The sequence below is a fragment of the Mesorhizobium sp. WSM4887 genome, assembly GCF_029625865.1.
Classification (GTDB): Bacteria; Pseudomonadota; Alphaproteobacteria; order Rhizobiales; family Rhizobiaceae; genus Mesorhizobium.
Genome location: NZ_JARTVP010000004.1, coordinates 81,013 through 104,391, shown reverse-complemented (window position 1 = coordinate 104,391; position 23,379 = coordinate 81,013). Strand labels below are relative to the sequence as shown.

General features: G+C 63.6%; 22 protein-coding genes and 1 pseudogene. 11 read left to right on the top strand and 12 right to left on the bottom strand.

Going from position 1 to position 23,379, the window contains the following annotated elements:
* Positions 1-147 precede the first annotated feature (147 nt).
* Positions 148-1,338, bottom strand: coding sequence for a hypothetical protein (locus P9230_RS17410; RefSeq protein ID WP_278120134.1), 1,191 nt, complete (start codon positions 1,336-1,338; stop codon positions 148-150).
* A gap of 391 nt (positions 1,339-1,729) precedes the next feature.
* On the opposite strand from P9230_RS17410, the gene parC reads away from it, so the two are divergent.
* Positions 1,730-3,985 carry a DNA topoisomerase IV subunit A gene (gene parC, locus P9230_RS17405; RefSeq protein WP_278120132.1) on the top strand — a complete coding sequence of 752 codons (2,256 nt, stop codon included), beginning with the start codon at positions 1,730-1,732 and terminating at the stop codon, positions 3,983-3,985.
* Between the two features lie 243 nt (positions 3,986-4,228).
* The gene (locus P9230_RS17400) at positions 4,229-5,428 is read left to right on the top strand and encodes an AI-2E family transporter (RefSeq protein WP_067329987.1); all 1,200 of its coding nucleotides are present in this window, start codon (positions 4,229-4,231) and stop codon (positions 5,426-5,428) included.
* On the opposite strand, the gene P9230_RS17395 is transcribed toward P9230_RS17400, so the two are convergent.
* The 3 genes and pseudogenes from P9230_RS17395 to P9230_RS17385 form a co-directional block, all read right to left on the bottom strand.
* Complete coding sequence (locus P9230_RS17395) at positions 5,416-6,312, bottom strand: DMT family transporter (protein ID WP_127324739.1); 897 nt, start codon at positions 6,310-6,312, stop codon at positions 5,416-5,418. The genes P9230_RS17400 and P9230_RS17395 overlap by 13 nt on opposite strands.
* Before the next feature lie 121 nt (positions 6,313-6,433).
* Positions 6,434-7,198, bottom strand: a complete 765-nt coding sequence (locus P9230_RS17390; protein ID WP_067000678.1) for an arginyltransferase — start codon at positions 7,196-7,198, stop codon at positions 6,434-6,436.
* Between the two features lie 139 nt (positions 7,199-7,337).
* A pseudogene (locus tag P9230_RS17385) lies at positions 7,338-7,807 on the bottom strand (RDD family protein).
* 199 nt (positions 7,808-8,006) lie between these two features.
* Here P9230_RS17385 and sthA point away from each other — a divergent pair.
* On the top strand, positions 8,007-9,395 hold the full coding sequence (gene sthA, locus P9230_RS17380; RefSeq protein WP_278120129.1) for a Si-specific NAD(P)(+) transhydrogenase: 1,389 nt from the start codon (positions 8,007-8,009) through the stop codon (positions 9,393-9,395).
* Positions 9,396-9,420: 25 nt separating this feature from the next.
* Here the strand turns inward: sthA and P9230_RS17375 are convergent, their stop codons facing one another.
* Positions 9,421-10,083 carry an alpha/beta hydrolase gene (locus P9230_RS17375; protein ID WP_278120127.1) on the bottom strand — a complete coding sequence of 221 codons (663 nt, stop codon included), beginning with the start codon at positions 10,081-10,083 and terminating at the stop codon, positions 9,421-9,423.
* A 203-nt stretch (positions 10,084-10,286) separates the two neighbouring features.
* Between P9230_RS17375 and opgC the strand changes: the two genes are divergently transcribed.
* A complete protein-coding gene (opgC, locus tag P9230_RS17370) occupies positions 10,287-11,459 on the top strand; it encodes an OpgC domain-containing protein (protein WP_067330202.1) in 1,173 nt (390 codons plus the stop codon).
* A 9-nt stretch (positions 11,460-11,468) separates the two neighbouring features.
* On the opposite strand, the gene P9230_RS17365 is transcribed toward opgC, so the two are convergent.
* Complete coding sequence (locus tag P9230_RS17365) at positions 11,469-12,548, bottom strand: substrate-binding domain-containing protein (protein ID WP_067000691.1); 1,080 nt, start codon at positions 12,546-12,548, stop codon at positions 11,469-11,471.
* A 173-nt stretch (positions 12,549-12,721) separates the two neighbouring features.
* Between P9230_RS17365 and P9230_RS17360 the strand changes: the two genes are divergently transcribed.
* Positions 12,722-12,865, top strand: a complete 144-nt coding sequence (locus P9230_RS17360; protein ID WP_082954112.1) for a hypothetical protein — start codon at positions 12,722-12,724, stop codon at positions 12,863-12,865.
* 57 nt (positions 12,866-12,922) lie between these two features.
* Positions 12,923-13,060, top strand: coding sequence for a hypothetical protein (locus P9230_RS17355; protein ID WP_095801262.1), 138 nt, complete (start codon positions 12,923-12,925; stop codon positions 13,058-13,060).
* 44 nt (positions 13,061-13,104) lie between these two features.
* Here the strand turns inward: P9230_RS17355 and P9230_RS17350 are convergent, their stop codons facing one another.
* Positions 13,105-13,479, bottom strand: coding sequence for a DUF423 domain-containing protein (locus P9230_RS17350; RefSeq protein WP_127246935.1), 375 nt, complete (start codon positions 13,477-13,479; stop codon positions 13,105-13,107).
* 30 nt (positions 13,480-13,509) lie between these two features.
* The gene (locus tag P9230_RS17345; protein ID WP_278120123.1) at positions 13,510-14,754 is read right to left on the bottom strand and encodes a multidrug efflux MFS transporter; all 1,245 of its coding nucleotides are present in this window, start codon (positions 14,752-14,754) and stop codon (positions 13,510-13,512) included.
* Positions 14,755-14,872: 118 nt separating this feature from the next.
* Here P9230_RS17345 and P9230_RS17340 point away from each other — a divergent pair, with 118 nt between their 5' ends.
* Both P9230_RS17340 and P9230_RS17335 read left to right on the top strand, forming a co-directional pair.
* Complete coding sequence (locus P9230_RS17340; RefSeq protein ID WP_067330206.1) at positions 14,873-15,538, top strand: GntR family transcriptional regulator; 666 nt, start codon at positions 14,873-14,875, stop codon at positions 15,536-15,538.
* Positions 15,539-15,652: 114 nt separating this feature from the next.
* Complete coding sequence (locus P9230_RS17335) at positions 15,653-16,624, top strand: glycosyl transferase family 90 (RefSeq protein ID WP_278120122.1); 972 nt, start codon at positions 15,653-15,655, stop codon at positions 16,622-16,624.
* A 39-nt stretch (positions 16,625-16,663) separates the two neighbouring features.
* Here P9230_RS17335 and P9230_RS17330 read toward each other — a convergent pair whose 3' ends face one another.
* Positions 16,664-17,707, bottom strand: a complete 1,044-nt coding sequence (locus tag P9230_RS17330; protein ID WP_067330020.1) for an aldo/keto reductase — start codon at positions 17,705-17,707, stop codon at positions 16,664-16,666.
* Positions 17,708-17,971: 264 nt separating this feature from the next.
* Between P9230_RS17330 and ppk2 the strand changes: the two genes are divergently transcribed.
* A complete protein-coding gene (gene ppk2, locus P9230_RS17325) occupies positions 17,972-18,892 on the top strand; it encodes a polyphosphate kinase 2 (protein WP_095801266.1) in 921 nt (306 codons plus the stop codon).
* Positions 18,893-18,933: 41 nt separating this feature from the next.
* Here ppk2 and P9230_RS17320 read toward each other — a convergent pair whose 3' ends face one another.
* From P9230_RS17320 to P9230_RS17310, 3 genes are all read right to left on the bottom strand, one after another.
* The gene (locus P9230_RS17320; protein WP_067330027.1) at positions 18,934-19,581 is read right to left on the bottom strand and encodes a dihydrofolate reductase family protein; all 648 of its coding nucleotides are present in this window, start codon (positions 19,579-19,581) and stop codon (positions 18,934-18,936) included.
* A 139-nt stretch (positions 19,582-19,720) separates the two neighbouring features.
* Entirely contained in the window at positions 19,721-20,752 is a 1,032-nt protein-coding gene (gene hemB / locus P9230_RS17315) for a porphobilinogen synthase (RefSeq protein ID WP_278120119.1), read from the bottom strand.
* 179 nt (positions 20,753-20,931) lie between these two features.
* Positions 20,932-21,747, bottom strand: a complete 816-nt coding sequence (locus P9230_RS17310; RefSeq protein WP_278120117.1) for a DUF2066 domain-containing protein — start codon at positions 21,745-21,747, stop codon at positions 20,932-20,934.
* Positions 21,748-21,914: 167 nt separating this feature from the next.
* On the opposite strand from P9230_RS17310, the gene P9230_RS17305 reads away from it, so the two are divergent.
* Complete coding sequence (locus P9230_RS17305) at positions 21,915-22,958, top strand: enoyl-CoA hydratase/isomerase family protein (RefSeq protein WP_067330035.1); 1,044 nt, start codon at positions 21,915-21,917, stop codon at positions 22,956-22,958.
* The gene (locus P9230_RS17300) at positions 22,955-23,377 is read left to right on the top strand and encodes a DUF6163 family protein (RefSeq protein WP_067000719.1); all 423 of its coding nucleotides are present in this window, start codon (positions 22,955-22,957) and stop codon (positions 23,375-23,377) included. The genes P9230_RS17305 and P9230_RS17300 overlap by 4 nt, the downstream gene beginning before the upstream one ends.
* Positions 23,378-23,379 lie beyond the last annotated feature (2 nt).

The following is a 23,379-nucleotide window of genomic DNA, read 5'->3' as shown; positions in this document are numbered from 1 at the left end:
CACGGCGGGCCGGTGTGGTCCGACATACTCTTTGTAAAGAGCGACGAACGCCTTCGTCGAGGAGGTCAGGCCCTGATCTTACGAAAACGGCGATCCGGATCATCCGAACCGCCGTTGGATAATGCTGGCAGGTGCGAAGCGCCCCGATCAGTCCTCGTTCGCCTTGACCTTCACGCCCAGCGTCTTCGGCAGGTCGAGCGGGTTGGACATGGCGCCGGCCATGATCAGCGCGAACGGCACCGACGCCGGCGGTTCGGCCGAGATCTCTAGGCTCTTGGGGTCGTCGAGGAACTTGTTGACCGCGGCCGACACCTCGGCCGTCAGTTCGGGATTGTTGAGCTGCGCCATGCCGAACGGTACGATCGCCTTGGCCTGGTTGGCGACGTCCTTGCCGGACATGCCCTGCTGCTTGCCGACATAGTCGAGCACCTTGCTGGTCAGCGAATCGTCGTCGAAGCGCACCGAGGCGCCGTTGAAGGAAAGCTGCTGCAAGAGGCCGAGCATGGCCATGCCCTGCGCGGAATTGTCGGCACCCTCCGGCTGTGCGGCGAACTTCTTTTGCATCTCCTGCATCGACTTGATGAAGTCGAGGGTGTAGCCGCCGAGATTGAAGGTCATGCCGAGCGTGCCGGCATTCTCGACCGAGATGTCGTATTTCGAGAGCTCCATCTTGCCGTCGCTGGGCTGCCAGGTGCCGGCCATCGAGACCGTACCGGAGATATTCTGGTAGCCGAGCGCTTGGATCGCCTCCTTCGACTTCGGGTCCTCGACCAGTGTCAGGTCGGCGTTGAACTTTTCCGTGTTGGCGGTGAAGTCCATCGCCTTGCCGTCGGCCGGCGGGGTGATCTGGACGGCCAGCCCGTCCATCGAGAAGGCCGTCTTGTCGCCGACCTTGACGGTCATGTTGGAGAGCTCGGCCGACTTGTACATCATCAGCGAGCCGAGCGGGTCGGTGCTGCCTTCGGCCGGCACCTTCATGCCGTGAATGACAACGGGGCTGAGGTTGAGCGTCACGCCGTCCTGGCTGCGCTCGAATGCCGAGCTCGAGACGGTCGCGATCTCGAAGCCGCCATTGGCCTCGGTGATGCCCTCCAGCTTCACGTCGCCGATCGGCAGGGCTTCCTTCTCGGCTGCCGGCTTGATGGACACGCCCTGCAGCACCGCGTTCGAATTGTCGCCGGAGACGCCGGTCCAGGAAATGTCGACGCCCTGGGCGGCAAGGGCCGCCTTGACGCGGTCGGCCACCGCCGGATCGGCGGCGAAGGCGGTGTTGAGCGGCAGGGCCAGCAGAATGGTTGAAAAAGCCAGTTTCTTGAGCATTGAGCGTTGAATTTTCATGGCGAGTTCCCTGTCCTGAAAAGTGTTTTTGAATTCTACTCCATCACCATTCCGCGACGAACGGGTCGGGAACAAGGCGTTTCCCGGCACATTTGTCGAAAACGGCGATGAAAAGCAAACCCGGCCGGCACGCTTTGCATGATGCGGTGAATTTGTCATGAAGACCGCGGCTCTCCTGCGCCGGCGCGTTGCCTGCCCAGATAGAGGGCGCATGTAACAGATTGATGTTGGCCGGTTAGCCCGCTTGCTGCCGGGGCCGGTTGCAGAATGGGCAAACTGGAATGTTCAACTTGCCGCTTCCGTGAAATCCTTCACGTCGCCATTTGCGACGAATCCGCCGACTGCCAACCCGGCGCTTGCCGCGAATCACCCGCTCGGCTAGTCCAAATCCATGGGCAAAAGGCATTTGCCGCCTGGAGACAATGGCGGCGGCGACAACATCGAACCGGTCGATCTGAAGGAAGCGCTCGAGAAGCGCTATCTTGCCTATGCGCTGTCGACCATCATGCACCGGGCGCTGCCGGATGTGCGGGACGGACTGAAGCCGGTCCATCGCCGCATCATGCATGCCATGCGGCTCTTGCGGCTCAACCCGGATCAGGGCTTCGCCAAATGCGCCCGCATCGTCGGCGAGGTGATGGGTAAGTTCCATCCGCATGGCGACCAGTCGATCTACGACGCGCTGGTGCGGCTCGCGCAGGAATTCTCGATGCGCTACCCGCTGGTCGACGGGCAGGGCAATTTCGGCAATATCGACGGCGATAACGCCGCCGCCATGCGCTACACCGAAGCGCGCATGACGGAGGTGGCGACTGAGCTGCTTGCCGGCATCACCGAGGACGCCGTCGACTTCCGGCCGACCTATAATGAGGAGGACGAGGAACCCTCCGTTCTACCCGGCGCCTTCCCGAACCTGCTCGCCAACGGCTCGTCCGGCATTGCGGTCGGCATGGCGACCTCGATCCCGCCGCACAACGCCGCCGAGCTTTGCGACGCGGCACTTCATCTGATCGAGCATCCGGACGCGCCGGTGGCGAAGCTGATGGATTTCGTCCAAGGGCCGGATTTCCCGACCGGCGGCATCATCGTCGACAGCCGCGCCTCGATCCTCGAAGCCTATGAGAGCGGCCGCGGCGGTTTCCGCGTGCGCTCCAGATGGAGCCAGGAGGACCAGGGCAGGGGCACCTGGAGCATCGTCGTCACGGAAATCCCCTATGGCGTCCAGAAGGCCAGGCTGATCGAGAAGATCGCCGAGCTGCTGATGGCGCGCAAGCTGCCGCTGCTCGAGGACGTCCGCGACGAAAGCGCCGAGGATATCCGTATCGTGCTCGTGCCGAAGAGCCGCAGCGTCGATCCAGGCATCCTGATGGAATCGCTGTTCAAGCTGACCGAGCTCGAAAGCCGCTTCCCGCTCAACATGAACGTGCTGTCGCGCGGCAAGGTGCCGAACGTCCTGTCGCTGAAGGGCGTGCTGAAGGAATGGCTCGATCACCGCCGCGACGTGCTGATCCGCCGCTCGAGATATCGGCTAGGCGAGATCGAGAAGCGGCTGGAAATCCTGGCCGGCTATCTGATCGCCTATTTGAACATCGACGAGGTGATCAGGATCATCCGCGAGGCGGACGAGCCCAAGCAGGTGATGATGGCCCGCTGGTCGCTCACCGACAATCAGGCCGAAGCCATCCTGAACATGCGGCTGCGCGCCCTGCGCAAGCTGGAAGAGATCGAAATCCGCAAGGAGTTCGACGGCCTTACCGAGGAGAAGAAGCAGATCGAGGCATTGCTTGCCTCCGACGCCAAGCAATGGGCGACGATCAAGTGGGAAGTCGCTGAGGTTCGTAAGAAGTTCGGTCCGGAGACCGAGCTCGGCAAACGCCGCACCCAGTTCGCCGACGCGCCCGAGCATGACCTCACCGATATCGCGCACGCCATGATCGAGCGCGAGCCTGTCACCGTCGTGGTTTCGGAAAAGGGCTGGCTCCGCGCGATGAAGGGTCACCTGACCGACTATTCGCAGCTTGCCTTCAAGGAAGGCGACAGCCTGAAGCTCGCCTTCCACGCGCAGACGACCGACAAGATCCTGGTCTTCACCACCGGCGGCAAGTTCTACACCATCGGCGCCGACCGGCTGCCGGGCGGGCGCGGCCATGGCGAGCCGATCCGCATCATCGTCGACATGGAAAACGACCAGGACATCGTCACCGCCTTTGTCCACGACCCGAAGCGCAAGCTGCTCTTGGTTTCCTACGACGCCAACGGCTTCGTCGTCTCCGAGGAAGAGGTGATCGCCAACACCCGCAAGGGCAAGCAGGTGATGAACGTCAAGGCGCCGGACGAGGCCAAACGCTGCATTCCGGTCGCCGGCGACCATCTCGCCATTGTCGGCGAGAACCGCAAGATGCTGATCTTCCCGCTGTCCGAAATCCCGGAAATGGCGCGCGGCAAGGGTGTGCGCCTGCAGAAATACAAGGACGGCGGCGTGCTGGACCTTAAGACCTTCACGATTGCAGCGGGGCTGACTTGGCAGGATTCGGCCGACCGCACCTTCACCAAGTCGCGCGAGGAATTGGCCGAGTGGATCGGCGCCCGCGCAGCCGCCGGTCGCATGGTGCCGAAGGGTTTCCCGAGGACGGGCAAGTTCGGGTAGCGAGGCTCCCCTTCTCCCCTGTGGGAAATGGTGTCGCCGAAGGCGACGGACGAGGGTGTTCCAGGGAACACAGACGTCTCACACTCCGCTGGAACACCCCTTATCCATCTCGGCGCTACGCGCCGATCCACCTTCTCCCACACGGGGAGGAGGCTAGGCGCAAACATTTGGACTATCGTCACGATTGCTGCACTATGATGGTGCATAAGCAACCATCGGAGCTGGCAGGGGAGAACCGCCGCGTTGAAGCGGGCTGAGATCCAGAAACCAGGGCAGCGACTGTTCGGTCTGTCGGCGCCGCTGAGGGCTGCCGTCATCCCGCCGCTGTCGGCGGCGCGCTGGCTCCTGGTGCTGATCGTCGCCGCCGGCGTCTATTTCTTCCACGGCTTCCTGTTCCCGGTGCTGGCGGCGCTCGTCATCGCCTTCGCCAGCTGGCCGCTCTACCGCCGGCTGCTCGCCGGGGTCGGCGGCAACCGCACGATCGCCGCGACCCTCGCGATCCTGTTCATTCTGACCTTCCTGGTGGTGCCGATAGCGCTCGCCGGCACTTACGCCATCAACGAGCTTCGCGAGTGGGTGGTCTGGGCGATCGAGACCAACCGCCACGGCTCTGCCACGCCCCAATGGATCGCCACCATGCCGGTCGTCGGCGAATGGCTGAACCAGCAGTGGACGGCCAATCTCGGCCATCCCGGCGGCATCGGCGAATTGATCCAGATGGTCAGCGGCTCCAACATCGGCACCATCTATCGCGGCGCGCTGGCCGCCGGCGGCAGCGCCTTCGGGCTGCTGCTCACGCTGCTTTTCATGCTGATCGCGCTGTTCTTTGCCTATCGCGACGGCGAGGGCTTCGCGGCGCAGGTTGATCGCCTCGGCGAGCGCATCCTGCCGACTCGCTGGGAGCGCATCTCGCGCGTCGTTCCGGCCACCATTTCATCGACCGTCACCGGCATGACCGTCATCGCCATTGGCGAGGGCGTGGTGCTGGGCGTCGCCTATTGGCTGGCCGGCGTGCCGTCGCCGGTCACGCTCGGGGCGCTTACCGGCATCATGGCGCTGATCCCGGGCGGCGCGCCGCTCTCCTTCACGCTGGTGTCGATCTACCTCGCCGCCAGCGGCAAGTTGTTTGCGGGCCTTGCGCTGTTCGTCTGGGGCGCGGTCGAGCTTTTCATCGTCGACAAGACGCTGCGCCCGAAGCTGGTCGGCGGGCCGATCAAGCTGCCTTTCCTGCCGACCTTTTTCGGCCTGATCGGCGGCGTCAAGACGATGGGCTTCCTCGGCCTCTTCATAGGCCCTGTACTGATGGCGCTGCTCGTCGCCATCTGGCGCGAATGGCTGCGCGAGGTCGAGCTGATGGATGAGCTTCCACCTGCCGCTGAAGAAGGGAACGGGCCGCCACGGATCGAGACGGCGCCTGAGACCAGGAAAATTCAGGCCGGGTAGGCGACGGCGAGGGCTTCGCGGCGCCTGCGGCCTTCGTGCAATTGCCAGAGCGAGTGGGCTACCAGCGCCACGATCAGGATCGCGCCGCCGATCAGGCTGTTTCGTGTCGGAGCCTCGGCAAAGACCAGCCAGACCCAGACAGGCGCGAGCACCGTCTCCAGAACGTAGAACATCGCCACCTCCGGCCCTGAAATATATTTCGGGCCGGCGGCGAGACAGAAGAACGAGATCGGCATGATCACCGCGCCGTTGAAGATGATCCACCACGGCGCGTTGACGTGCAGTCCTTCACCCGAGACCATGAATGCGGCGAGCGCCAGCGGAAAGACGACGCCGACCAGCGCGGTGAAGCCCATGTCCTTGCCGCTGGCGCGCGAGATGGTGATGGCGAGTGCGACGAAGAAAGCCGAGCAGAGCGCCATGAAATCGCCGAACAGTTTTCCGGTGCCGACCGAACCGCCGACGATGATCAGCACGCCGACGATCATCGCCAGCATTGCGATCACGGTGCTCAGCCGCGGTCGTTCTCTGAGGAACAGCCAGGAGAGCAGCGCCGCGAAGACGGTGTTGAAGGCCAGGATGAAGACGAGGTCGGCGGTCGAGGTATGATAGACGGCGGTGACGAAGGTGATCGAAGTCAGGCCGTAGCAGATCGCCGCCGCCAGGCCCGACCAGCCGGGGATGAGCTTCGGCACTTTGCCGCGCACCGCGCGCCAGACGACCCAAATCAACAGGGTGGCGACAAGCGTTGTCCCGGTCCGCAGCGCCATGATGGTCCACGGGCTGCCATCCGCGAGCCGGATCAGGGGAATGTCGAAGGTGAGCACCAGGCCGCCGATGGCGGTGATCAGCAGGCCTTTCTGATGGTCGTGGTGGGAAGACATGATTGGTCTCGCAATGATTTGCAGGCGGCGGCTGGCTCGATGGCGCACGCTTCCAGCGAGTGGCGGAAACACCAGCTTCCTGCCCCTTGAAACAGTTTAAGAACGGGCTTTGGAAAAAAGGTCAGCGACTGACCGCTTCGTGATCGTAGCGTTCCCAGCCTTTCGGACCGAGATGCTCCTGCGGCATGAACCGCATCTTATAGCTCATCTTGCGCGAGCCGTTGACCCAGTAGCCGAGATAGACGTGGGGCAGTCCCATCGCCTTGGCGCGGGCGATGTGATCGAGGATCATGAAGGTGCCGAGCGAGCGGTCCTCGAAATCGGGATTGAAGTAGGAATAGACCATCGACAAGCCGTCGGCCATCTTGTCGGTCAGCGCTACGGCAATCAATTCACCCTGGCCCTTGCCGGTGATGAAGGTGTCGGGGCCGCGGCGCCGGTATTCGATGATCTTGGTGTCGACATGCGTGTCCTCGACCATCATCGCATAGTCGAGCACTGTCATGTCGGACATCCCGCCGCGGCGATGGCGCGCGTCGAGATAGGCGCGAAACAGCGAATATTGTTCGGTGGAAGGCTGCGCGTCGTGCATGGCGCCGATGAGGTCGGCATTGCGCTGAGTGACGCGGCGCATGTTGCGGCTGGCGGTGAACTCCTGCGCCAGGATGCGCACCGACACGCAGGCGCGGCAGGATTCGCAGGCCGGCCGGTAGGCGATGTTCTGGGAACGCCGGAAGCCGCCTTGAGTGAGCAGATCGTTCATCTCGGGCGCCTTGTCGCCGACAAGGTGCGTGAACACCTTGCGCTCGAACTGGCCCTCCAGATAGGGGCACGGGGACGGCGCGGTCAGGAAGAACTGCGGCGACTGGGTCGGATGCTGCGTCATCGATTCTTGGACACGCTCCTGCGAATAGCCCTACCTTTGGCCCGGCCGGCGAAAAATTCAACAGGATTGTGCTGTCGCGGCCGGCCCAAGCTGTTCATATCTAGCACAACCGGCGCGGCGACGGCGGCCGCACATAGCGTCAGCTATCGGTGCGGGTGACGACGGTGCCGAGAAGCAGGTCGTGCAGCGTGCGCTTGCGATCGGAAAACAGCGTGACCAGCAGCACCAGCGGCGTCAGGATGACGTTGCCGGCCCAGAACAGCACCGAATGCACGACGGCGGTCAGGCCGTCGATGCGCGCGCCGTCGAGCCTCTCAAGCCGGATGCCCATGATCTTCATGCCGGTTGTGGCCTGGTCGCGGCTGCCAGCGTGTTCCAGATGTAGAGGATGGCAACCGCCGGAAGCAGGACGGAGAACAGGGCCCAGCCCAGGCCGAAGGTCAAAAGCCCGAGTAGGGCGACCAATATGGCGAAGGGGATGGTGAGCAGCGCCACGAAGAAATAGTCGAGGATGAAGGCGAAGATGCGCCTGGTGCGCACGCCGCGGTAGACGCGTGTATCCTCGAGCCTTGTGGTGATAATCTCGCCGTCCAGCACGCGCGTGTTCATGTGTCATGCCTCGCAACAGGCCGGAAATAAGTCTCGGCCATTCGCCACTGAAATGGTGAAAGCCGGTGGCGGAATCAAGATGGACTGCTCGTGACGCCCGCGCGGCAGGCTGTGGCGAGCGGCGCTGCGGCGATTGAATTCATGGCGCGGATCGCGTTAGCCTGCTGCGGCGCAACAAGACGCCGAGGGGATGGGGAATATGGACTACGACATGCTGGTCATCGGCAGCGGCCCCTCCGGGCGCCGCGCCGCGGTGCAGTCGGCCAAGCTCGGCAAGTCGGTTTTGGTCGTCGATAGGGGCCGGCGTCTCGGCGGCGTCTCCGTGCACACCGGCACCATTCCGTCCAAGACGCTGCGCGAAACCGTGCTCAATCTCTCCGGCTGGCGCGAGCGCGGCTTCTACGGGCGCGGCTACCGGGTCAAGCAGGATATTTCGGTCAGCGACCTCGTCGAGCGCCTGCACAAGACGCTCGATCACGAAGTCGAGGTGCTGCAGCATCAGTTCATGCGCAACGCGGTCAAAAGCGCGCGGGCCACGGCCAGATTCATCGGCGCAAACAAGGTCAGCCTGACCACCGACAATGGCGACTATAGCGAGATCGGTTTCGCCAATGCGCTGATCGCCGTCGGCACCAGGCCGCACCGCCCGCGCGACGTGCCGTTCGACAAGACGCGCGTCTTCGACAGCGACGAGATGCTGGAACTCGACCGGTTGCCGCGCACGCTGACCGTCATCGGCGCCGGCGTCATCGGCGTCGAATACGCGACCATCTTTTCGGCGCTCGACGTGCCGGTGACGCTGGTCGAGCCGCGCAACACCATCCTCGATTTCGTCGATCGCGAAATCGTCGACGACTTCATCCATCAGATGCGCGACCGCGGCATGACCATTCGCCTCGGCAGCACGGTGAAGGAAATCGCCTCCAAGCCCGATCATGCCGAAGTGACGCTTGCCGATGGCCGTACCATTCGCTCCGAAATCGTGCTTTACGCTGCCGGCCGCAGCGGCAATCTTGGCAGCCTCGGGCTCGACGTGGTCGGCATCGAGGCCGACAGCCGCGGCCGCATCAAGGTCGATCCCCAGACATTTCAGACCAGCGCGCCCAATATCTATGCCACCGGCGACGTCATCGGGTTTCCGAGTCTGGCCTCGACCTCGATGGAGCAGGGCAGGGTGGCTGCCTGCCATGCCTTCGGCGTGGCGCTGCCACCGCCGCCGGAAACCTTCCCTTACGGGATCTACGCCGTGCCGGAAATCTCCACCGTCGGCCAATCGGAGGAGCAGGTGCGCGAGAGCGGGATCGCCTATGAGGTCGGCGTGGCGCGCTTCCGGGAAACCTCGCGCGGCCACATCATGGGCGTCAACTCAGGTTTCCTGAAGCTCCTCTTCTCGGTCGACACGCGCCGCCTGCTCGGCGCCCATATCGTCGGCGAGGGTGCGACCGAGCTCATCCATATCGGCCAGGCGGTGATCAATCTCGGCGGCACGGTCGACTTCTTCGTCAACAACACCTTCAACTATCCGACGCTCGCCGAAGCCTACAAGATCGCCGGACTGGATGCCTGGAACCGGATGGGGCAGGGCTAGCCTCGGCAGCAGCGTCTATCTCTCGTCAGGCGGCCGGCGTCGAGGTCGCGGCAAGCCACTGCCGGGCGATCGCGGCATCCGCGTCGCCGAACTCGTGGCCGGAGGCGACGATGCGCGCATCGACCTCGGCACGGCGCTGGCTGAAGAGCGTCACCAAGGCTGGCGCGAACGGGCCGTAGCTCTGGTCGGCCGCGCCGGCGATGATCAGCACTCGCGTTGCGGCAAGGTTCGTCGCCGGCGCATCGTCGAGCACCGGCATCGCCCTGAGCAGCGCCGCCTGCCTGACGAGGCCCGGGTGAAGCAGCATCAGCGTGGAAACCAGATTGGCGCCGTTTGAGTAACCCAGGAAGCTCGCGCGGGTGAGATCAAGCTCGTGGAGCCGTGCGGCTTCCACTGCGAATTGGGCGAAAGCGGCCGTCTCCGCGCGGATACTCGACTGCTCGAAGCTGGTCGGCGTGATTCGTTCGAACCAGCGAAAACCGTCCTCCTGGCGGATGCGGCCGCGTGCTGCGACAACCACCGCGCGCGGCGCGATCCGCCTCGCCAGCGGCAAAAGTGTCGCTTCGTCCACGCCCGATCCATGCAGCACGAAAAGGCATCCGCCGCTCGCATTTTCCGGTCTGATCAGACGATAGGAAAAGGGCAGATCACGCTGCAGCTCGCTGTTTTTGCTGTCATGTTCGGACATGATCAGATCCTTTTGATTCTACGGTGATTTCGCTGATTTGCCGGCTTCAAAACGGAATGTTTTCAAGCTCCGCGAAAGTTGATTGAACCTGGCGCATTTCGGGCCGTTTCTGCGCCGATACACTCCCGAACGGGAGGAATCGAAGCGGTGCGTCGGGGGTCGCATTGCTGGACATGAAACACCAGCTCTGAGGCCTTTTGTCGATGACCATCCCCGTTTCTCAACGCGATACGCGTATCGATGTGCTGCGCGCGCTCGCCTTGCTCACCATTTTCGTCGACCACGTGCCGGGTACCGTCTTCGAAAACCTGACCTACAAGAACCTCGGCTTTTCCGATGCGGCAGAGGCCTTCGTTTTGATCTCCGGCATCTCGGTGGCGCTCGCCTATGGCACCAAGTTCAAGCCGGGGGGCAGGCTGCTGGCGACCCTCAAGATGTGGCGGCGCGCCGGCGTGCTCTACGTCACCCACATCGTCATCACCATGCTGGTGATCGCCCTGTTTTCCGCCACGGCCGTGTTCGCCCACCGCCCGGAGCTGTTGAAGATGATCAACATCGAGCCGCTGATGAAGGACACGCCGGAGGTGCTTTTCGGCATCGTCACCCTCGGCCATCAGCTCGGCTACAACAACATCCTGCCGGTCTATGCGGCGCTGCTTCTGGCGGCGCCGGCCTTCGTTCTGTTCGTCAGCTACAGGCCCGTGGCGGCACTGACCGTGTCCGGGCTGCTGTGGCTGGTCGCCGGCATCTGGCAGATCGCTCCGCCGAATTATCCCGAGCCGGGTCTCTGGTTCTTGAACCCGCTGTCCTGGCAGTTTCTGTTCAACATCGGCCTTGCCGCCATGCTGCATATCAAGCGCGGCGGCACCATCCCCGTAAACCGGTGGCTGGTGGGTTTCGCCGGCGTCTATGTGGTGGGCGCGGCGATCTGGGTGCACAGCCCACTCTGGGGGCAGATCACCTGGTTCAATCTGCCGGTGGTGATCGGCGGCTTCGACAAGACCTTCCTGTCACTGCCGCGGCTGCTGCATATCTTGGCCGTCAGCTATCTGGTAGTCGCCCTGCCGGCCGTATCGAACCTTTTCCGCGCCAAGCCCGACAATCCGCTGGCGATCCTCGGCAAGCGTTCGCTGCCCGTCTTCGTTGCCGGCACGCTGATTGCCATGGCCGCTCAGGTGCTCAAGCTGATCAATCCGGGCGGCCTCGCCTATGACACGTTGCTGATCGCTGCCGGCATCGCCATGCAGTTCGCACTGGCGCTCTATCTCGAATGGCTCGCCGGTCTCGGCCCGACCCGCATCAAACCGGCGCGTGCGGAGCCGGCGCGCACCGGGTTCGCTGCGCCGCCCATGCCGGCGCGGGTCGGCGGATATTGAGATGTGGTTCTAGGATATGGGAGCAGGGCCCGTCGAGGCCCTGACGACGAGCTCAACGCCCATCGTCTCGCGCCGCACGGCGCCGTCATAGTCGAGGATCATGCGCGCGGCCCGCCGGCCGATCTCGGTGATCGGCTGCGCGATGGTGGTCAGCGGCGGGTCGCAGAGCGCGCCGTCGGGCACCCCGTCGAAGCCGACAACGGAAACGTCTTCCGGCACTTTCAGACCGCGCGCAGTCAGCCAGTCGATGGCGATCATGGCCATCCTGTCCGACATTGCCAGGATGGCGGTCGGCCGCTCGCCGCCGGCAAAGATCGCTTCGAGCCCCGCCCAGGTGCTCCTTTGCTCGTTCTCGGTCTCGAAGACCGGGATGCTCTTCGTGTCGACACCGAAGCCGGACAGTTCCTCGAAATAGCCGGCCAGACGGTCGCGCGTTCCCGTGTAGACGGCCGAGCGGACCATTTCGGGTGTGACGAAGCCGGTGCGGTCATCACCGAGAGTAAGCGACAGCACGGCGAAACGGCGATGTCCGAGTTCGGCAAGATGCCGCGCGGCGAGCCGTCCGCCGGCGATGTTGTCGACGCCGATCGCCGAGATCGTCTCGTCGTGAAAGCCGAGCTCCAACGCCACGAAGGGCAGCCTGCGTTCGCGCGTCAGCTCGACGAGACGCGAGCCACCTTCGATGCAGAACAGGATGAAACCGTCGACCAGCGCGCTCTGGATGTTCCAGGCGAGCTTCTCCTGGTTGGCCGCCGAAACCAATGCGATCCCGGCGCCGGTGGCGTCGCAGGCCTCGGAAATGCCCGCCATCATGACGCGGGCGAAGGGATCCTCGAAGAAGTAGGAAAGGGGCTCGGTCGTGCCGACGCCGATGGCATTGACCTTGCCGGCGCGCAGCAGGCGGCCTTTCGGATCAGGCCCGGCGTAACCCATCGCCTCCGCCACCGCCCTGACCCGCTCGCGCACCTCGGCGCGCACGACCTCCGGGCGACTGAAGACATTGGAGGCCGTCCCATGCGAGACGCCCGCCGCCTTGGCAATATCCGCCAGCCGGATGGGGCGTGCCTGGCCTTCGATAAGTGATGCCATGTCTGTTCTCCGAATCCGGTCGCATGGCGAACATGGACGCGGAATGTCTGACGGTCCACTTACTACTTTTATTGGATCGATTCAAATTTTCGCTTGACTACGGCGGTGCAGGGGTTATGATTTGAATCGATCCAAGTCTCTGACATGAAGCAAGATTCGAGAAGGAGGGTGCCGTGCATCCGGTCAACTTTTTGTTCGAGGACGTCTACCGCAACGATTGGGGCATTGCTTCGGCCGAGCAGAGTGAGCGGCGCCGCGGCAAGACAGGCCCGTGGAAGCGTCAGCCCCGCTTCATCGTGGAGCGCAAGCGCGCCTGAGCAGCCCGTCTTTTTCGCGTCGGTCTATTGGATCGATTCAATTCAAGGAAATAAGTCATGCATCCCATCAGCCATCTCTTCGAGGACATCTATCGCAACTACTGGGGCATTTCGCGGCCAACCGACCGGCCGGAACGGCGGCGCGCGGCGGAGCCGGCGTCGCGCAAGCGGCGGCTGCGTCGGGGAGGGCGGTAGTCGCGGCCCATTTTCCGACGAGCCTCAGCAATGGCAAGGCGGATCTAGGACCCTGGGCGCCACTGCGCCGAGATCGCAATCGCCAGCCAGCCGACGATAAGCAGCGTGCCGCCGATCGGCGCCGACATCGGAAACAGCCGCGAACCGAGGAAATCCCGGGCGAGAAGATCGCCCGAGAACAGCAGCAGGCCGACAAGCAGCGCCAGGCTTGCGATCCTGAGATACCGGCTGCCGCCGATAAGACCGATGGCGAGGAAGACCGGCGCATGCATCAGCAGGAAGGATGCGGCCGTGCCGGTGAAGGCGCCGCCGCGATGCGCGGCCGCCGCCGACAGCGCCACCCCTGCCGCGCCGACGAGACCGCCTGCCAGCACGAGGATGCGGCTGCCGCCGTCTGATGGTTGCCCGGCAAGACTCATTTCGATGCTCCGTCTTCGATCGCGCGCGGCTCAGGATTCGCCGGCCTCGAGCAGCATATGCCGTGCGCGCCGCGTCTGGACAATCCAGTTATAGACCGCCCCCAGCGCCATCAGCACCGATGTGCCCAAGAACACCGCCCGCATGCCGAAATGGCCGCCGACGAAGCCTCCGGCGAGCGGTCCCGCGACCTGGCCGACATACTGCGCCGAGATCGATAGTCCGAGCACATTGCCGCCGACGCCGTCGGGGATGTTGTGACGGATGACGCTGGTGATGCAGGGCAGGAGGCCGCCCAGCGCCAGCCCCATCAGGAAGCGCAACCCGATCAGCTGCCAGCCGTCGGTGACGAAAGCTTGCGGGACAAGCAGCAGCGCAGAAACGGCGAGCGCGCCGACGACCACGTTCCAGTGGCCGACCCGATCGGCAAGCTTGCCCAGCCACGACGAGGACAGGATGGTTCCAAGCGCGGCCGCCGACATCACCACGCCCGCGACCATCGTCACCTTGCTCTGGTCCAGGACGAGCTGCTGCACATAGACCGTGATGATCGGCTCGATCGACATGGTTGCAAAGGCGAGCAGCAAGCCGGTCGTCAGCATCGCGACGACCGGACGCTTGTCGGGGATCTGTGCCCAGCCGCTCTTCGGCTTTGCCGACGAGACAGGTTTGGGAGCCGGCGGGTTTTCCTTGATCAGGAAAGTCGTGGCCAGAAAAGCGAGAAAAATGACAGCGCCCGACAACAGGAAGGTGGCGCGGATGCCGATCAGCGGCGGCAGCATGCCACCGAGCAGCGGTCCGACCAGCGAGCCGGCCGTGATGCCGGCCGACAGCACGCCGAGCGCCCAGCCGGAGCGCTCCTTTGGCGTCTGCATCGCCACCAATATCGTCGAGCCCGAGGAGTAGCCGCCGGCAAAGCCGATCAGGAGCCTCAGCAACACCAATTGCCAGATGCTTTCGACCATACCGGTCAGCGACATGCAGATCGCCATGCCGAACGAGGCGCGCACCAGCATCAGCTTGCGGCCGTAACGGTCGCCGAGCCGCCCCCACAGAGGGGCGACCAGCGCCGCGGCAAAGAAGGTGGCACCGTAAGCAACTCCTGACCATTGCACGATTGCCGCGTGCCCTTCGGCACCCAGCTGTTCGACATAAAGCGGCAGGAACGGCAACAGCAGCGTCATGGCAATCAGCGTGCTGAACGAGCCGGCGAAGCAGACGGCGAGATTGCGTCGCCAATGGATATTGTAGCCGCTCTGGGTGCTATTTTCTGCCATGTCATGCCTGCTTGGTTATCCGGGATTGTTCCGGATACCATTTTGGGATACCAAATCGGTATCCGTCATGAACCTCAACCCCGCCGCTGTCAATGCGGTGCCGAAGAGCGGAACGACAATGTCGCAGATGCAGAATGTCGAAAGGCAGCTTCGCGAAATGATCCTCGGGCTCGAGATCGGCCCGGGCGAGCGGCTGACCGAGCGTTGGATCGAAAGCCGCTTCGGCGCCTCCCGCACCCCGGTCAGGGCGGCGCTGCTGCGCCTCGAGACCGAAGGGCTGATCGCTCGTGACGGCCGCGGCTGGACGGTGGCGCCGATCAATCTCGCCGAGCTCGGCCAGATCGCCGTCTACCGCGAGGCGGTCGAGGTGGCGGCGGTGCGGTTGACGGCGTCGCTGGAAGATCGCAGCGGGATCGAGGTGATCGCGGCGATGCTCGATTCCTGCGACGCCGGTACGCCGCGCGAGGAATGGCACCGCGTTGGTCTGGATTTTCACATCGAGCTGGCCAGGCTTTCCGGCAACGAATTCCTGCTTAGGGGAGTCCGCGATGCAATGACCAGGCTCTCCCGCGCGCGTTGGCTGGAAGTGCGCGACGAGGCGGCGCTTGGCCGCGCCTGGGCCGAGCACCACGCCATCCTGGCTGCCGTGCGAAAGGGTGACGCCGAAAAGGCGGCACGGCTGCTCTCGGCCCACATCGCCGGCAGCCGCGACCGCCTGGTGACTTCGCTGCATGACGAGCGGCGCGGCCTGCGCGCCAGGGGCTTTGCTGTCGTCGGTGGCTGATCTTCGGCCATCGTCGAATATTAGAACTTCAACAAGTTCGTCAGCTTGGGCGGGCTTGCAAGATGTTCGGCACAATGCTGTAGGAGGCGACGGACATCTTTAAACGACGGACGCATGGCCTCGCCCTTACGCACCGCAGCGCGGGTATTTTATTTCATACGCAACATCACCCGCGATGTGGCGCCGCAGGCTCTCTTTCGCCAGCGGCTTGCGAGCCGGCTGGAGCAGGCACGGCTCTCCAGCAAAACGGTCCGTGATCGGGTCAACTACTACAACCGGCTCGACCATAGCTTCGTGCCGAGCGCGGCGGCGGTGCCCGCCAGTCAAATACCCAAGTTCGGGAGCATGTACTATTACGACCTGAAGGAGTTCGCCCGCTACTTCGATCGCCACCTGCTCATCGATCTCGAGTTCGGCGACGTCGTCGACGTTCCGGCGGTGCCATCAATCGTCAAGGATCGCCCGATCCGCAACGACAACGGCAACGCCGTGATCATGAAGCTCGACAAGTTCCGCCATTTCAACATGCCAAAGGACAATCTGTCCTTCGCCGACAAGCGCCCGATGGCGGTCTGGCGCGGTCATTTCAACAATCCGATCCGCAAACGGTTCGTCGATGCCGTGCGCGACCTGCCGTCTTGCGATGCCGGCTCGCCCAAGCCAAGCGCCCCGGAGAACTATCGCAAGCCGTATCTCACGATCGCGCAGCAGCGGCAGTTCCGCTACATCGTCTCGCTGGAAGGCAATGACGTGGCGACGAACCTCAAGTGGATCATGAGCTCGAATTCGCTCTGCCTGATGCCGCCGCCGACCTACGAAACCTGGTTCGCCGAGGCTGAGCTCGAGGCCGATGTCCACTACGTGCCTCTGGCGTCGGATTTTTCGGACGTCGCCGACAAGATCGCCTATTTCGAAAAACACCCGGCGGAAGCCCAACGCATCATAACGGCAGCCAACGCCTATTGCCGCCGGTTCAGCAACGAAAAGGACGAGCGGGCGGTATCGCTGCTCGTCCTCTACAAATATTTCGTGCTCAGCGGCCAGATCGAACCCGACCCGGAGGTCTGGCGTTTTATCGCCGGCTGACCTCCGCGCGTTTTCGGGTGCGGAGCACGGCGCGGATTCTTAGATATCGCTGCGGTCGAGCACCAGGTCGGCGGGGCCGAACCGGTTCTTGGCGGTGAGCTGCTGGTGCCAGTAGGGATAAAGCACCGGCGGGCGGCTGACGTCGTCGAGGCGCAGGCGCTCGTCCAGGGACAGCGTCAGGCTGGCCGCGGCGAGGTTGTCCTTGAGTTGGGCTTCGTTGCGGGCGCCGATCACCAGCGAAGAAACGGCCGGGCGGCCGAGCAGCCAGGCAAGCGCCACCTGTGCCGCCGAAACGCCGCGCGCCTTGCCGATTTCGACCAGAACGTCGACGATCCGCCACAACCTTCCCTCGTCCCGGATCGGCGGTTCGGACCAGCCGCCAAGCTGGCGGGCCGTCGGGCTGTCGCGACGGTATTTGCCCGACAGCAGGCCGCCGGCCAGCGGGCTCCACACCAGCACGCCAAGACCCTGGTCGACCGAGATCGGCAGCAACTCGTACTCCGCCTCGCGCGCTTCCAGCGTGTAGTGGATCTGCTGCGTGACGAAGCGCGGCTGATGATGGCTGTCGCTGATCGAGAGCGCCTTCATCACCTGCCAGCCCGAATAATTGGAACAGCCGACATAACGGATCTTGCCCTGGCTGACCAAAGTGTCGAGCGCAGCGATCGTTTCCTCCAGCGGGGTGACCCCATCCCACTCATGCAGGAAATAGATGTCGATGACGTCGGTCTTGAGCCGCTTCAGGCTCCGCTCGCATTCCCGGATCAGGTGATGGCGCGACAGGCCTTCGTCGTTGGGGCCGTTTCCGATCCGCATGCGCGCCTTGGAGGCGATGAGCACATCGTTCTTGCGCTTGCCGCCGAGCGCCTCGCCGACGATCTCCTCCGACAGGCCGTTCGAATACACGTTGGCGGTGTCGATGAGATTGATGCCGGCATCGATGCAGGTATCGATGATGCGGCTCGCCTCCGAGAGATCGGATTTGCCGACGGCGGCGAACGGGCCCGTCCCGCCGAAGGTCATCGTGCCAAGGGTCAATGTCGAAACCTTCAGGCCGGAACGGCCAAGCGTGCGGTATTCCATGTCAGGTCCTTGCGATTTGTTTTGAAGAGGCGCGCCGTCGCGGGCGCCGGGAAGAGGCGAAAGTATTTGTAGGACAATTCGGGCGGCTTGTCGCCCCGCCATCGATACGGGCCGATCACATATCGGCTGGTCCAGCGTTGCCGGCTCCTGCTCGCAATAAACCGTCATTGCGCGTCTGTATCTCAGTCGGCTTACGGAGTTGTGTTTCCGGCCGCGGCCGGAGCGCATCCGAGGCGAAAGTGGCTGACAGGCAGGAGCTGCGCAATGAACGAGGTCAAGACGAATTCCGGAGCCAAGGACTGGCTGGAAGCCGAACTCGAGGACACGCTCGACGAGGACTATGAGCTGGAGATTTCCGAGCCCGCGCTCTCGCTTGAGATCGCCAGGATCTACAAGAAGTCGCATCCGCCCTCCATCGAGCGGACGACCTATTTCCGCGAGCTGCTGCGTCTGCAGTCGGAGCTCATCAAGCTGCAGTCCTGGGTTGCCTACCACAAGAAGAAGCTGGTAGTGATCTTCGAGGGACGCGACTCGGCCGGCAAGGGCGGCGTCATCAAGCGCATCACCCAGCGCCTCAATCCGCGCATCTGCCGCGTCGTCGCGCTGCCGGCGCCGACCGAGCGTGAAAGATCGCAATGGTATTTCCAGCGCTACGTGCCGCATCTGCCGGCGGGCGGCGAGATCGTGCTGTTCGACCGCTCCTGGTACAACCGATCGGGCGTCGAGCAGGTGATGGGCTTTGCCAATGCGGATCAGGTCGAAGAGTTTTTCCGCGACGTGCCGGAATTCGAACGCATGCTGGTGCGCTCCGGCATCACGCTGGTGAAATACTGGTTCTCGATTACCGACGAGGAGCAGCAGATGCGCTTTTTGATGCGCATCCACGATCCGATGAAGCAGTGGAAGCTGTCGCCGATGGACCTGCAGTCGCGCGTGCGCTGGGAACAATACACCAAAGCCAAGGAAGAGACCTTCGCCCGTACCAACATCAAGGAAGCGCCGTGGTTCATTGTCGAAGGCAACGACAAGAAGCGGGCCCGACTGAACTGCATCGATCACCTGCTGCAGCAAATGCCTTACGAAGACGTGCCGCATGAGGAGATCACGCTGCCGGAGCGCGTCTTCAACCCGGCCTACGAGCGCCAGGTGCTGCCGCGCGCGCTTTATGTGCCGGAAAAGTATTGAGCACTTCCGCATCTCCCACAGGGGAGAAGGGGGAGCCTAGCTTACGCGCGCCCGATCATCACATGCGTCGCGTCGGCGGTCGCGACCTGGCTGGTGCAGCGGTAGCCGAGCTTCGGCATGTCCAGCCCGGCGAAAAGATGCTCGCCGGAGCCGAGCAGGATCGGCGAGATCGCGAGATGCATCTCGTCGATCAGGCTTTCCTTCAGATATTGCCGGATCGTGGCGACGCCGCCGCCGACCCGCACATCCTTGTCCTTGGCGGCCGTCTTCGCCTGTTCGAGCGCCGAATGGATGCCGTCGGTGACGAAGTAAAACGTCGTGCCGCCTTCCATTAAGATCGGCGCCCGCTTGTGATGGGTGAGCACGAAGACCGGCACGTGATAGGGCGGGTTGTCGCCCCACCAGCCTTTCCAGCTCTCGTCCGGCCATTCGCCGCGGACCGGCCCGAACATGTTGCGGCCAAGGATCCAGGCGCCGACATTCTCAAAACTGCGCGCGGCGAAGCTGTCGTCGCTGCCGGTGGTGCCGCCGTCTTTGCCGATCACCATCTCACGAAAGGTGCGCGTGCCGATCATCCATTTATGCAGTCCTTCGCCGCCGACGCCGAGCGGGCTTTCGAGAGTCTGATCGGGGCCGGCGCCGTAACCGTCCAGCGACAGGGTGAAAGCGTTGACGCGCAGCTTTGACATGATCGCCTCGTGAACTAGTTGCATTTTGCAAGCAGTCATGGAGTAGCTTAACTGATTGCAAGCGGAATTTTCCGGCGAGCGATCAACTCGTCGGGCGGCGCCCAGGTGACGCGGCGAGAATTTAAAATTGCGCCTGGGCCTAGCCCCTCAGCATCTCCGCAACGGTCGGCGCGAAATAGGTGAGGACACCGTCGCAGCCGGCTCGCTTGAGCGCGAGAAGCGATTCCAGCATCGCCTTTTCGCCGTCGATCCAGCCATTGGCGCTGGCCGCCTTGATCATCGAATATTCGCCCGACACCTGGTAGGCGAAGGTCGGCATCTGGAACTCGTCCTTCAGCCGGCGGATGATGTCGAGATAGGGCAGCCCAGGCTTCACCATCAGCATGTCGGCGCCTTCGGCCAGATCCTGCTCGGCCTCGCGCACGGCTTCATCGGAATTCGCGTGGTCGATATAATAGGTCTTCTTGTCGCCTTTGAGCAGGCCGGCGGTGCCGACAGCCTCGCGATAGGGGCCGTAGAAGGCCGAGGCGAATTTCGTCGCATAGGACATGATCGCCACGTCCTGGAAGCCGTTGGCGTCCAGCGCGTCGCGGATCGCGCCGATACGGCCGTCCATCATGTCGGACGGCGCGATGATGTCCGCGCCGGCGGCTGCCTGGATGACGGCCGCGGCCGTGACCTGCTCGACGGTTTCGTCATTGACGATGATGCCGTCGCGCAGGATGCCGTCATGGCCATGGCTGGTGAACGGATCGAGCGCTGCGTCGGTAATGATGCCGATCTCCGGCACCGCATCCTTGATGGCGCGGGTGGTTCGGTTGATGACATTGTCGGGATCGAGGATATGCGAGCCCGTCTGGTCGCGCAGCGAAAGCTCGATGTTGGGGAAAGTCGCGATCGCCGGGATGCCGAGCTTGGCGGCGCGCTCCGCTTCCTTCACCGCGAGGTCGACCGACAGACGGTAGACATCCGGCATGGCGGCGATTGGCTCGCGCACATTTTTGCCCTCGACGACGAAGATCGGCCAGATCAGATCGTTGACCGAGAGCTGGTTTTCCTGCACCAGCCGGCGCGACCAGTCGGCCTTGCGCATGCGCCGCAGCCTGCGGCTGCCTGTGATCTCGTCGATGCTGCGGGCGCCGGCGGGCTTTGCGGGGGTGAACTTGTTCATCGCCAAAACTCTGTTGTCGTCCCGGCTTTTACCATGCGCCCCTGCCGCTGACCAATGCGACACGATTGTGCCAGTTGCTTCCGTGAAGGACGAGGGAGGGATCGCCGGCGCTGGAGCACTTCCCTTCTCCCTTGACGGGGAGAAGGTGCCGGCAGGCGGATGAGCGGCAGCGCCGACGTTTACGGCTGTCCATTCCCCGACAGAATCTGTGCCGCGCCCTTCACAGCCACGCGAAAAGCCTCGTCGAAGCTGACGCCACGCACCTGCCATTGATAGGTCTTGCCGTGTTCGGCCAGCCGCCAGTCGGCGATCCAGCCCAATTCCTTGTCGTTCCACACGATGCTGCCGGCGAGCGCCCGGTCGGCACCCGCCTGCCGGGCGAGCTGGTCGAGCTTTGCCATATCGGCAGTGCGCAGCGCCTTGTCGTCGAGGCCGGCGAGCTGGTCAGCCTTTGGAAAGCTGACATGCACCGAGAGCGGCGCCGTGGCATTGGCAAAGGATTCGCGCATTGACTGGCCGCGATCCTCGTCGGTCGTCAGCACGAAATGTTGCGCCCCTTGCTCGGCCGTTATGAAGACGGCAATCAGCGGCCGCTCGCCGTGCCATGGCTTGCTGCCGAGCTGCGCCAGGAGCTTGTCGACGACTGTGGGCTTGTAGAGGCAGGTGAGATCGTGCGGCCGATCATGCGTGCCTTGCTCGTCATGGATCGGAACGCCTTCCAGCCGGTCGCGGTAGCGGAAGGATTGGACAAAGTCGGCCGCCTTATTGCGCAGCGCCAGCATCTCCGGCTTCTGCGTCAGCCGCTGATCGCCTGAAACCTTGACCAGCACCTTGTCCAGACAATCCTTGAAGCCGATCTCGCGATTAGCCTCGCCGGTGCCGGTGACGATCGTCTGCGCCAGGTAGAGTTCAGAGGCTGCCTCGGCGGCGGCCGGCGCAACTCCCAGAAAGAGGAGACCTGTCAATCCAGCAACGAGACGAGAAACCCCAGCCATGTCGATTAGCTCGAAATCTGTCGCGCCGCCTACGCGCGACACTTTGCCGGTTACCTAACACCGGAAGCGGCTGGCCGCCAGCGCGGCGTTGCCGCCATTGACGCATCCTTATGTCGCCTTTAGCACTTCAATCCCCCTGGAAGGGCGGAGAGGAGGATTCTCTGGCGATGGATTTTGGCGGAGGCGACGAGATTCGCTTCGAGCGTCTAGGCAAGGCGGGCGTCGTCACACTGACGCGGCCGCAGGCGCTCAATGCCGTCACCCATCGCATGGTCAAGGCGCTTGGCAAGGCGCTTGACGCCTGGGAGGGCGATGCCGGCGTCGCCGTCGTCGTCGTCAAGGCTGAGGGCAGGGCGTTTTCCGCCGGTGGCGATATTCTGCACATTTACGAGGCGGGCCGCGCCGGCAAGCCGCCGGTCGACTTCTTCGCCGACGAGTATCGTCTCAATGCCCGCATCGCCCGCTTCAGGAAACCCTATGTCGCGCTGATCGACGGCATCGTCATGGGCGGCGGGGTCGGCATTTCCTTCCACGGCTCGCACCGCGTGCTGACCGAGAACGCGCAATTCGCCATGCCGGAAGTCGGCATCGGCTTCTTCCCGGATGTTGGCGCCAGCCATTTGCTGCCCGATCTCGGCGGCAGCTTCGGCATGTATCTGGGGCTGACGGGAAACCGCATCCGCTATGGTGATGCCCTGTGGTCGGGCCTCGCCACCCACACGATCAAGGCCGAGGACCAGGCGGGGCTTCTTGACGAGCTGGCGACAAGCGGCGACGCGAACGCGGAGTTGCGCGATTTCTTCACACCCGCAAGACGCGAGACCGAGCGGCAGGATCTGGAATCGATCGCCCGCCATTTTTCGCAACCCTCGCTCGCCGCTATCGTCGCCAGCCTGGAACGAGCATCCGCCACCGACGCTTTCGCCGCCAAGACGCTGGCGACGATCAGGACGCGTTCGCCGACCAGCCTCAACGTCGCCTGGCGCGAGATCAGCGCCGGGTCGACGCTGTCGATGGACGAGTGCATGAAGATGGAGTTCCGCATCCTCAACCGCATGCTGGCCGGCCACGACTTTTATGAAGGCATCCGGGCCGCCATCATCGACAAGGGTTCGAAGCCGGAATGGCGGCCCGCCAGCCTCGATGCGGTGAGCGCGGCCGATGTCGACGCGTATTTCGCGCCGCTCGGGGCCGGGGAGCTGGAGCTGTGAGCGAGGTCACCTCCAGGCGCGTGGTGCTGCAGCCCTCGACCACCGAGATCATCTTCGCCTGGTTCCAGCGGGTCATTGCCGGCTACTGCCTGCTGTTCGGTGTCCTCTACTGGGTCCGGCTGATCGGCATCTATCCGGGCGAGCTCTGGCGCTTCGATCTGATGCCGGTGCACTGGCAGGTGGCCGCGGCCACGCTTGCCGTTTTCTTTCCTTTCGCCGCCGCGGGCCTTTGGATGCTTGCCTCCTGGGGGCCGGTGATCTGGTTCATCTGCGCGGCGACCGAGACCGTCATGTATGCCGGCTTTCCCAATCTCTTCGGCCATCGGATCCTGATCGTCGTCTCACATGCCTGCGTGGCGCTGCTCTACATCGTCTTCCGCGTGGTCATCTGGCTGCAGAAGCGCCAGCTCAGGCAATAGCT

What these genes read in the sequence shown, in the direction of transcription:
- P9230_RS17410 (WP_278120134.1), bottom strand. Translation starts at nt 1,338, where the DNA reads ATGAAAATTCAACGCTCAATGCTCAAGAAACTGGCTTTTTCAACCATT.
- parC (WP_278120132.1), top strand. Translation starts at nt 1,730, where the DNA reads ATGGGCAAAAGGCATTTGCCGCCTGGAGACAATGGCGGCGGCGACAAC.
- P9230_RS17395 (WP_127324739.1), bottom strand. Translation starts at nt 6,312, where the DNA reads ATGTCTTCCCACCACGACCATCAGAAAGGCCTGCTGATCACCGCCATC.
- P9230_RS17390 (WP_067000678.1), bottom strand. Translation starts at nt 7,198, where the DNA reads ATGACGCAGCATCCGACCCAGTCGCCGCAGTTCTTCCTGACCGCGCCG.
- sthA (WP_278120129.1), top strand. Translation starts at nt 8,007, where the DNA reads ATGGACTACGACATGCTGGTCATCGGCAGCGGCCCCTCCGGGCGCCGC.
- P9230_RS17375 (WP_278120127.1), bottom strand. Translation starts at nt 10,083, where the DNA reads ATGTCCGAACATGACAGCAAAAACAGCGAGCTGCAGCGTGATCTGCCC.
- opgC (WP_067330202.1), top strand. Translation starts at nt 10,287, where the DNA reads ATGACCATCCCCGTTTCTCAACGCGATACGCGTATCGATGTGCTGCGC.
- P9230_RS17365 (WP_067000691.1), bottom strand. Translation starts at nt 12,548, where the DNA reads ATGGCATCACTTATCGAAGGCCAGGCACGCCCCATCCGGCTGGCGGAT.
- P9230_RS17355 (WP_095801262.1), top strand. Translation starts at nt 12,923, where the DNA reads ATGCATCCCATCAGCCATCTCTTCGAGGACATCTATCGCAACTACTGG.
- P9230_RS17350 (WP_127246935.1), bottom strand. Translation starts at nt 13,479, where the DNA reads ATGAGTCTTGCCGGGCAACCATCAGACGGCGGCAGCCGCATCCTCGTG.
- P9230_RS17345 (WP_278120123.1), bottom strand. Translation starts at nt 14,754, where the DNA reads ATGGCAGAAAATAGCACCCAGAGCGGCTACAATATCCATTGGCGACGC.
- P9230_RS17340 (WP_067330206.1), top strand. Translation starts at nt 14,873, where the DNA reads ATGTCGCAGATGCAGAATGTCGAAAGGCAGCTTCGCGAAATGATCCTC.
- P9230_RS17335 (WP_278120122.1), top strand. Translation starts at nt 15,653, where the DNA reads ATGGCCTCGCCCTTACGCACCGCAGCGCGGGTATTTTATTTCATACGC.
- P9230_RS17330 (WP_067330020.1), bottom strand. Translation starts at nt 17,707, where the DNA reads ATGGAATACCGCACGCTTGGCCGTTCCGGCCTGAAGGTTTCGACATTG.
- ppk2 (WP_095801266.1), top strand. Translation starts at nt 17,972, where the DNA reads ATGAACGAGGTCAAGACGAATTCCGGAGCCAAGGACTGGCTGGAAGCC.
- P9230_RS17320 (WP_067330027.1), bottom strand. Translation starts at nt 19,581, where the DNA reads ATGTCAAAGCTGCGCGTCAACGCTTTCACCCTGTCGCTGGACGGTTAC.
- hemB (WP_278120119.1), bottom strand. Translation starts at nt 20,752, where the DNA reads ATGAACAAGTTCACCCCCGCAAAGCCCGCCGGCGCCCGCAGCATCGAC.
- P9230_RS17310 (WP_278120117.1), bottom strand. Translation starts at nt 21,747, where the DNA reads ATGGCTGGGGTTTCTCGTCTCGTTGCTGGATTGACAGGTCTCCTCTTT.
- P9230_RS17305 (WP_067330035.1), top strand. Translation starts at nt 21,915, where the DNA reads ATGGATTTTGGCGGAGGCGACGAGATTCGCTTCGAGCGTCTAGGCAAG.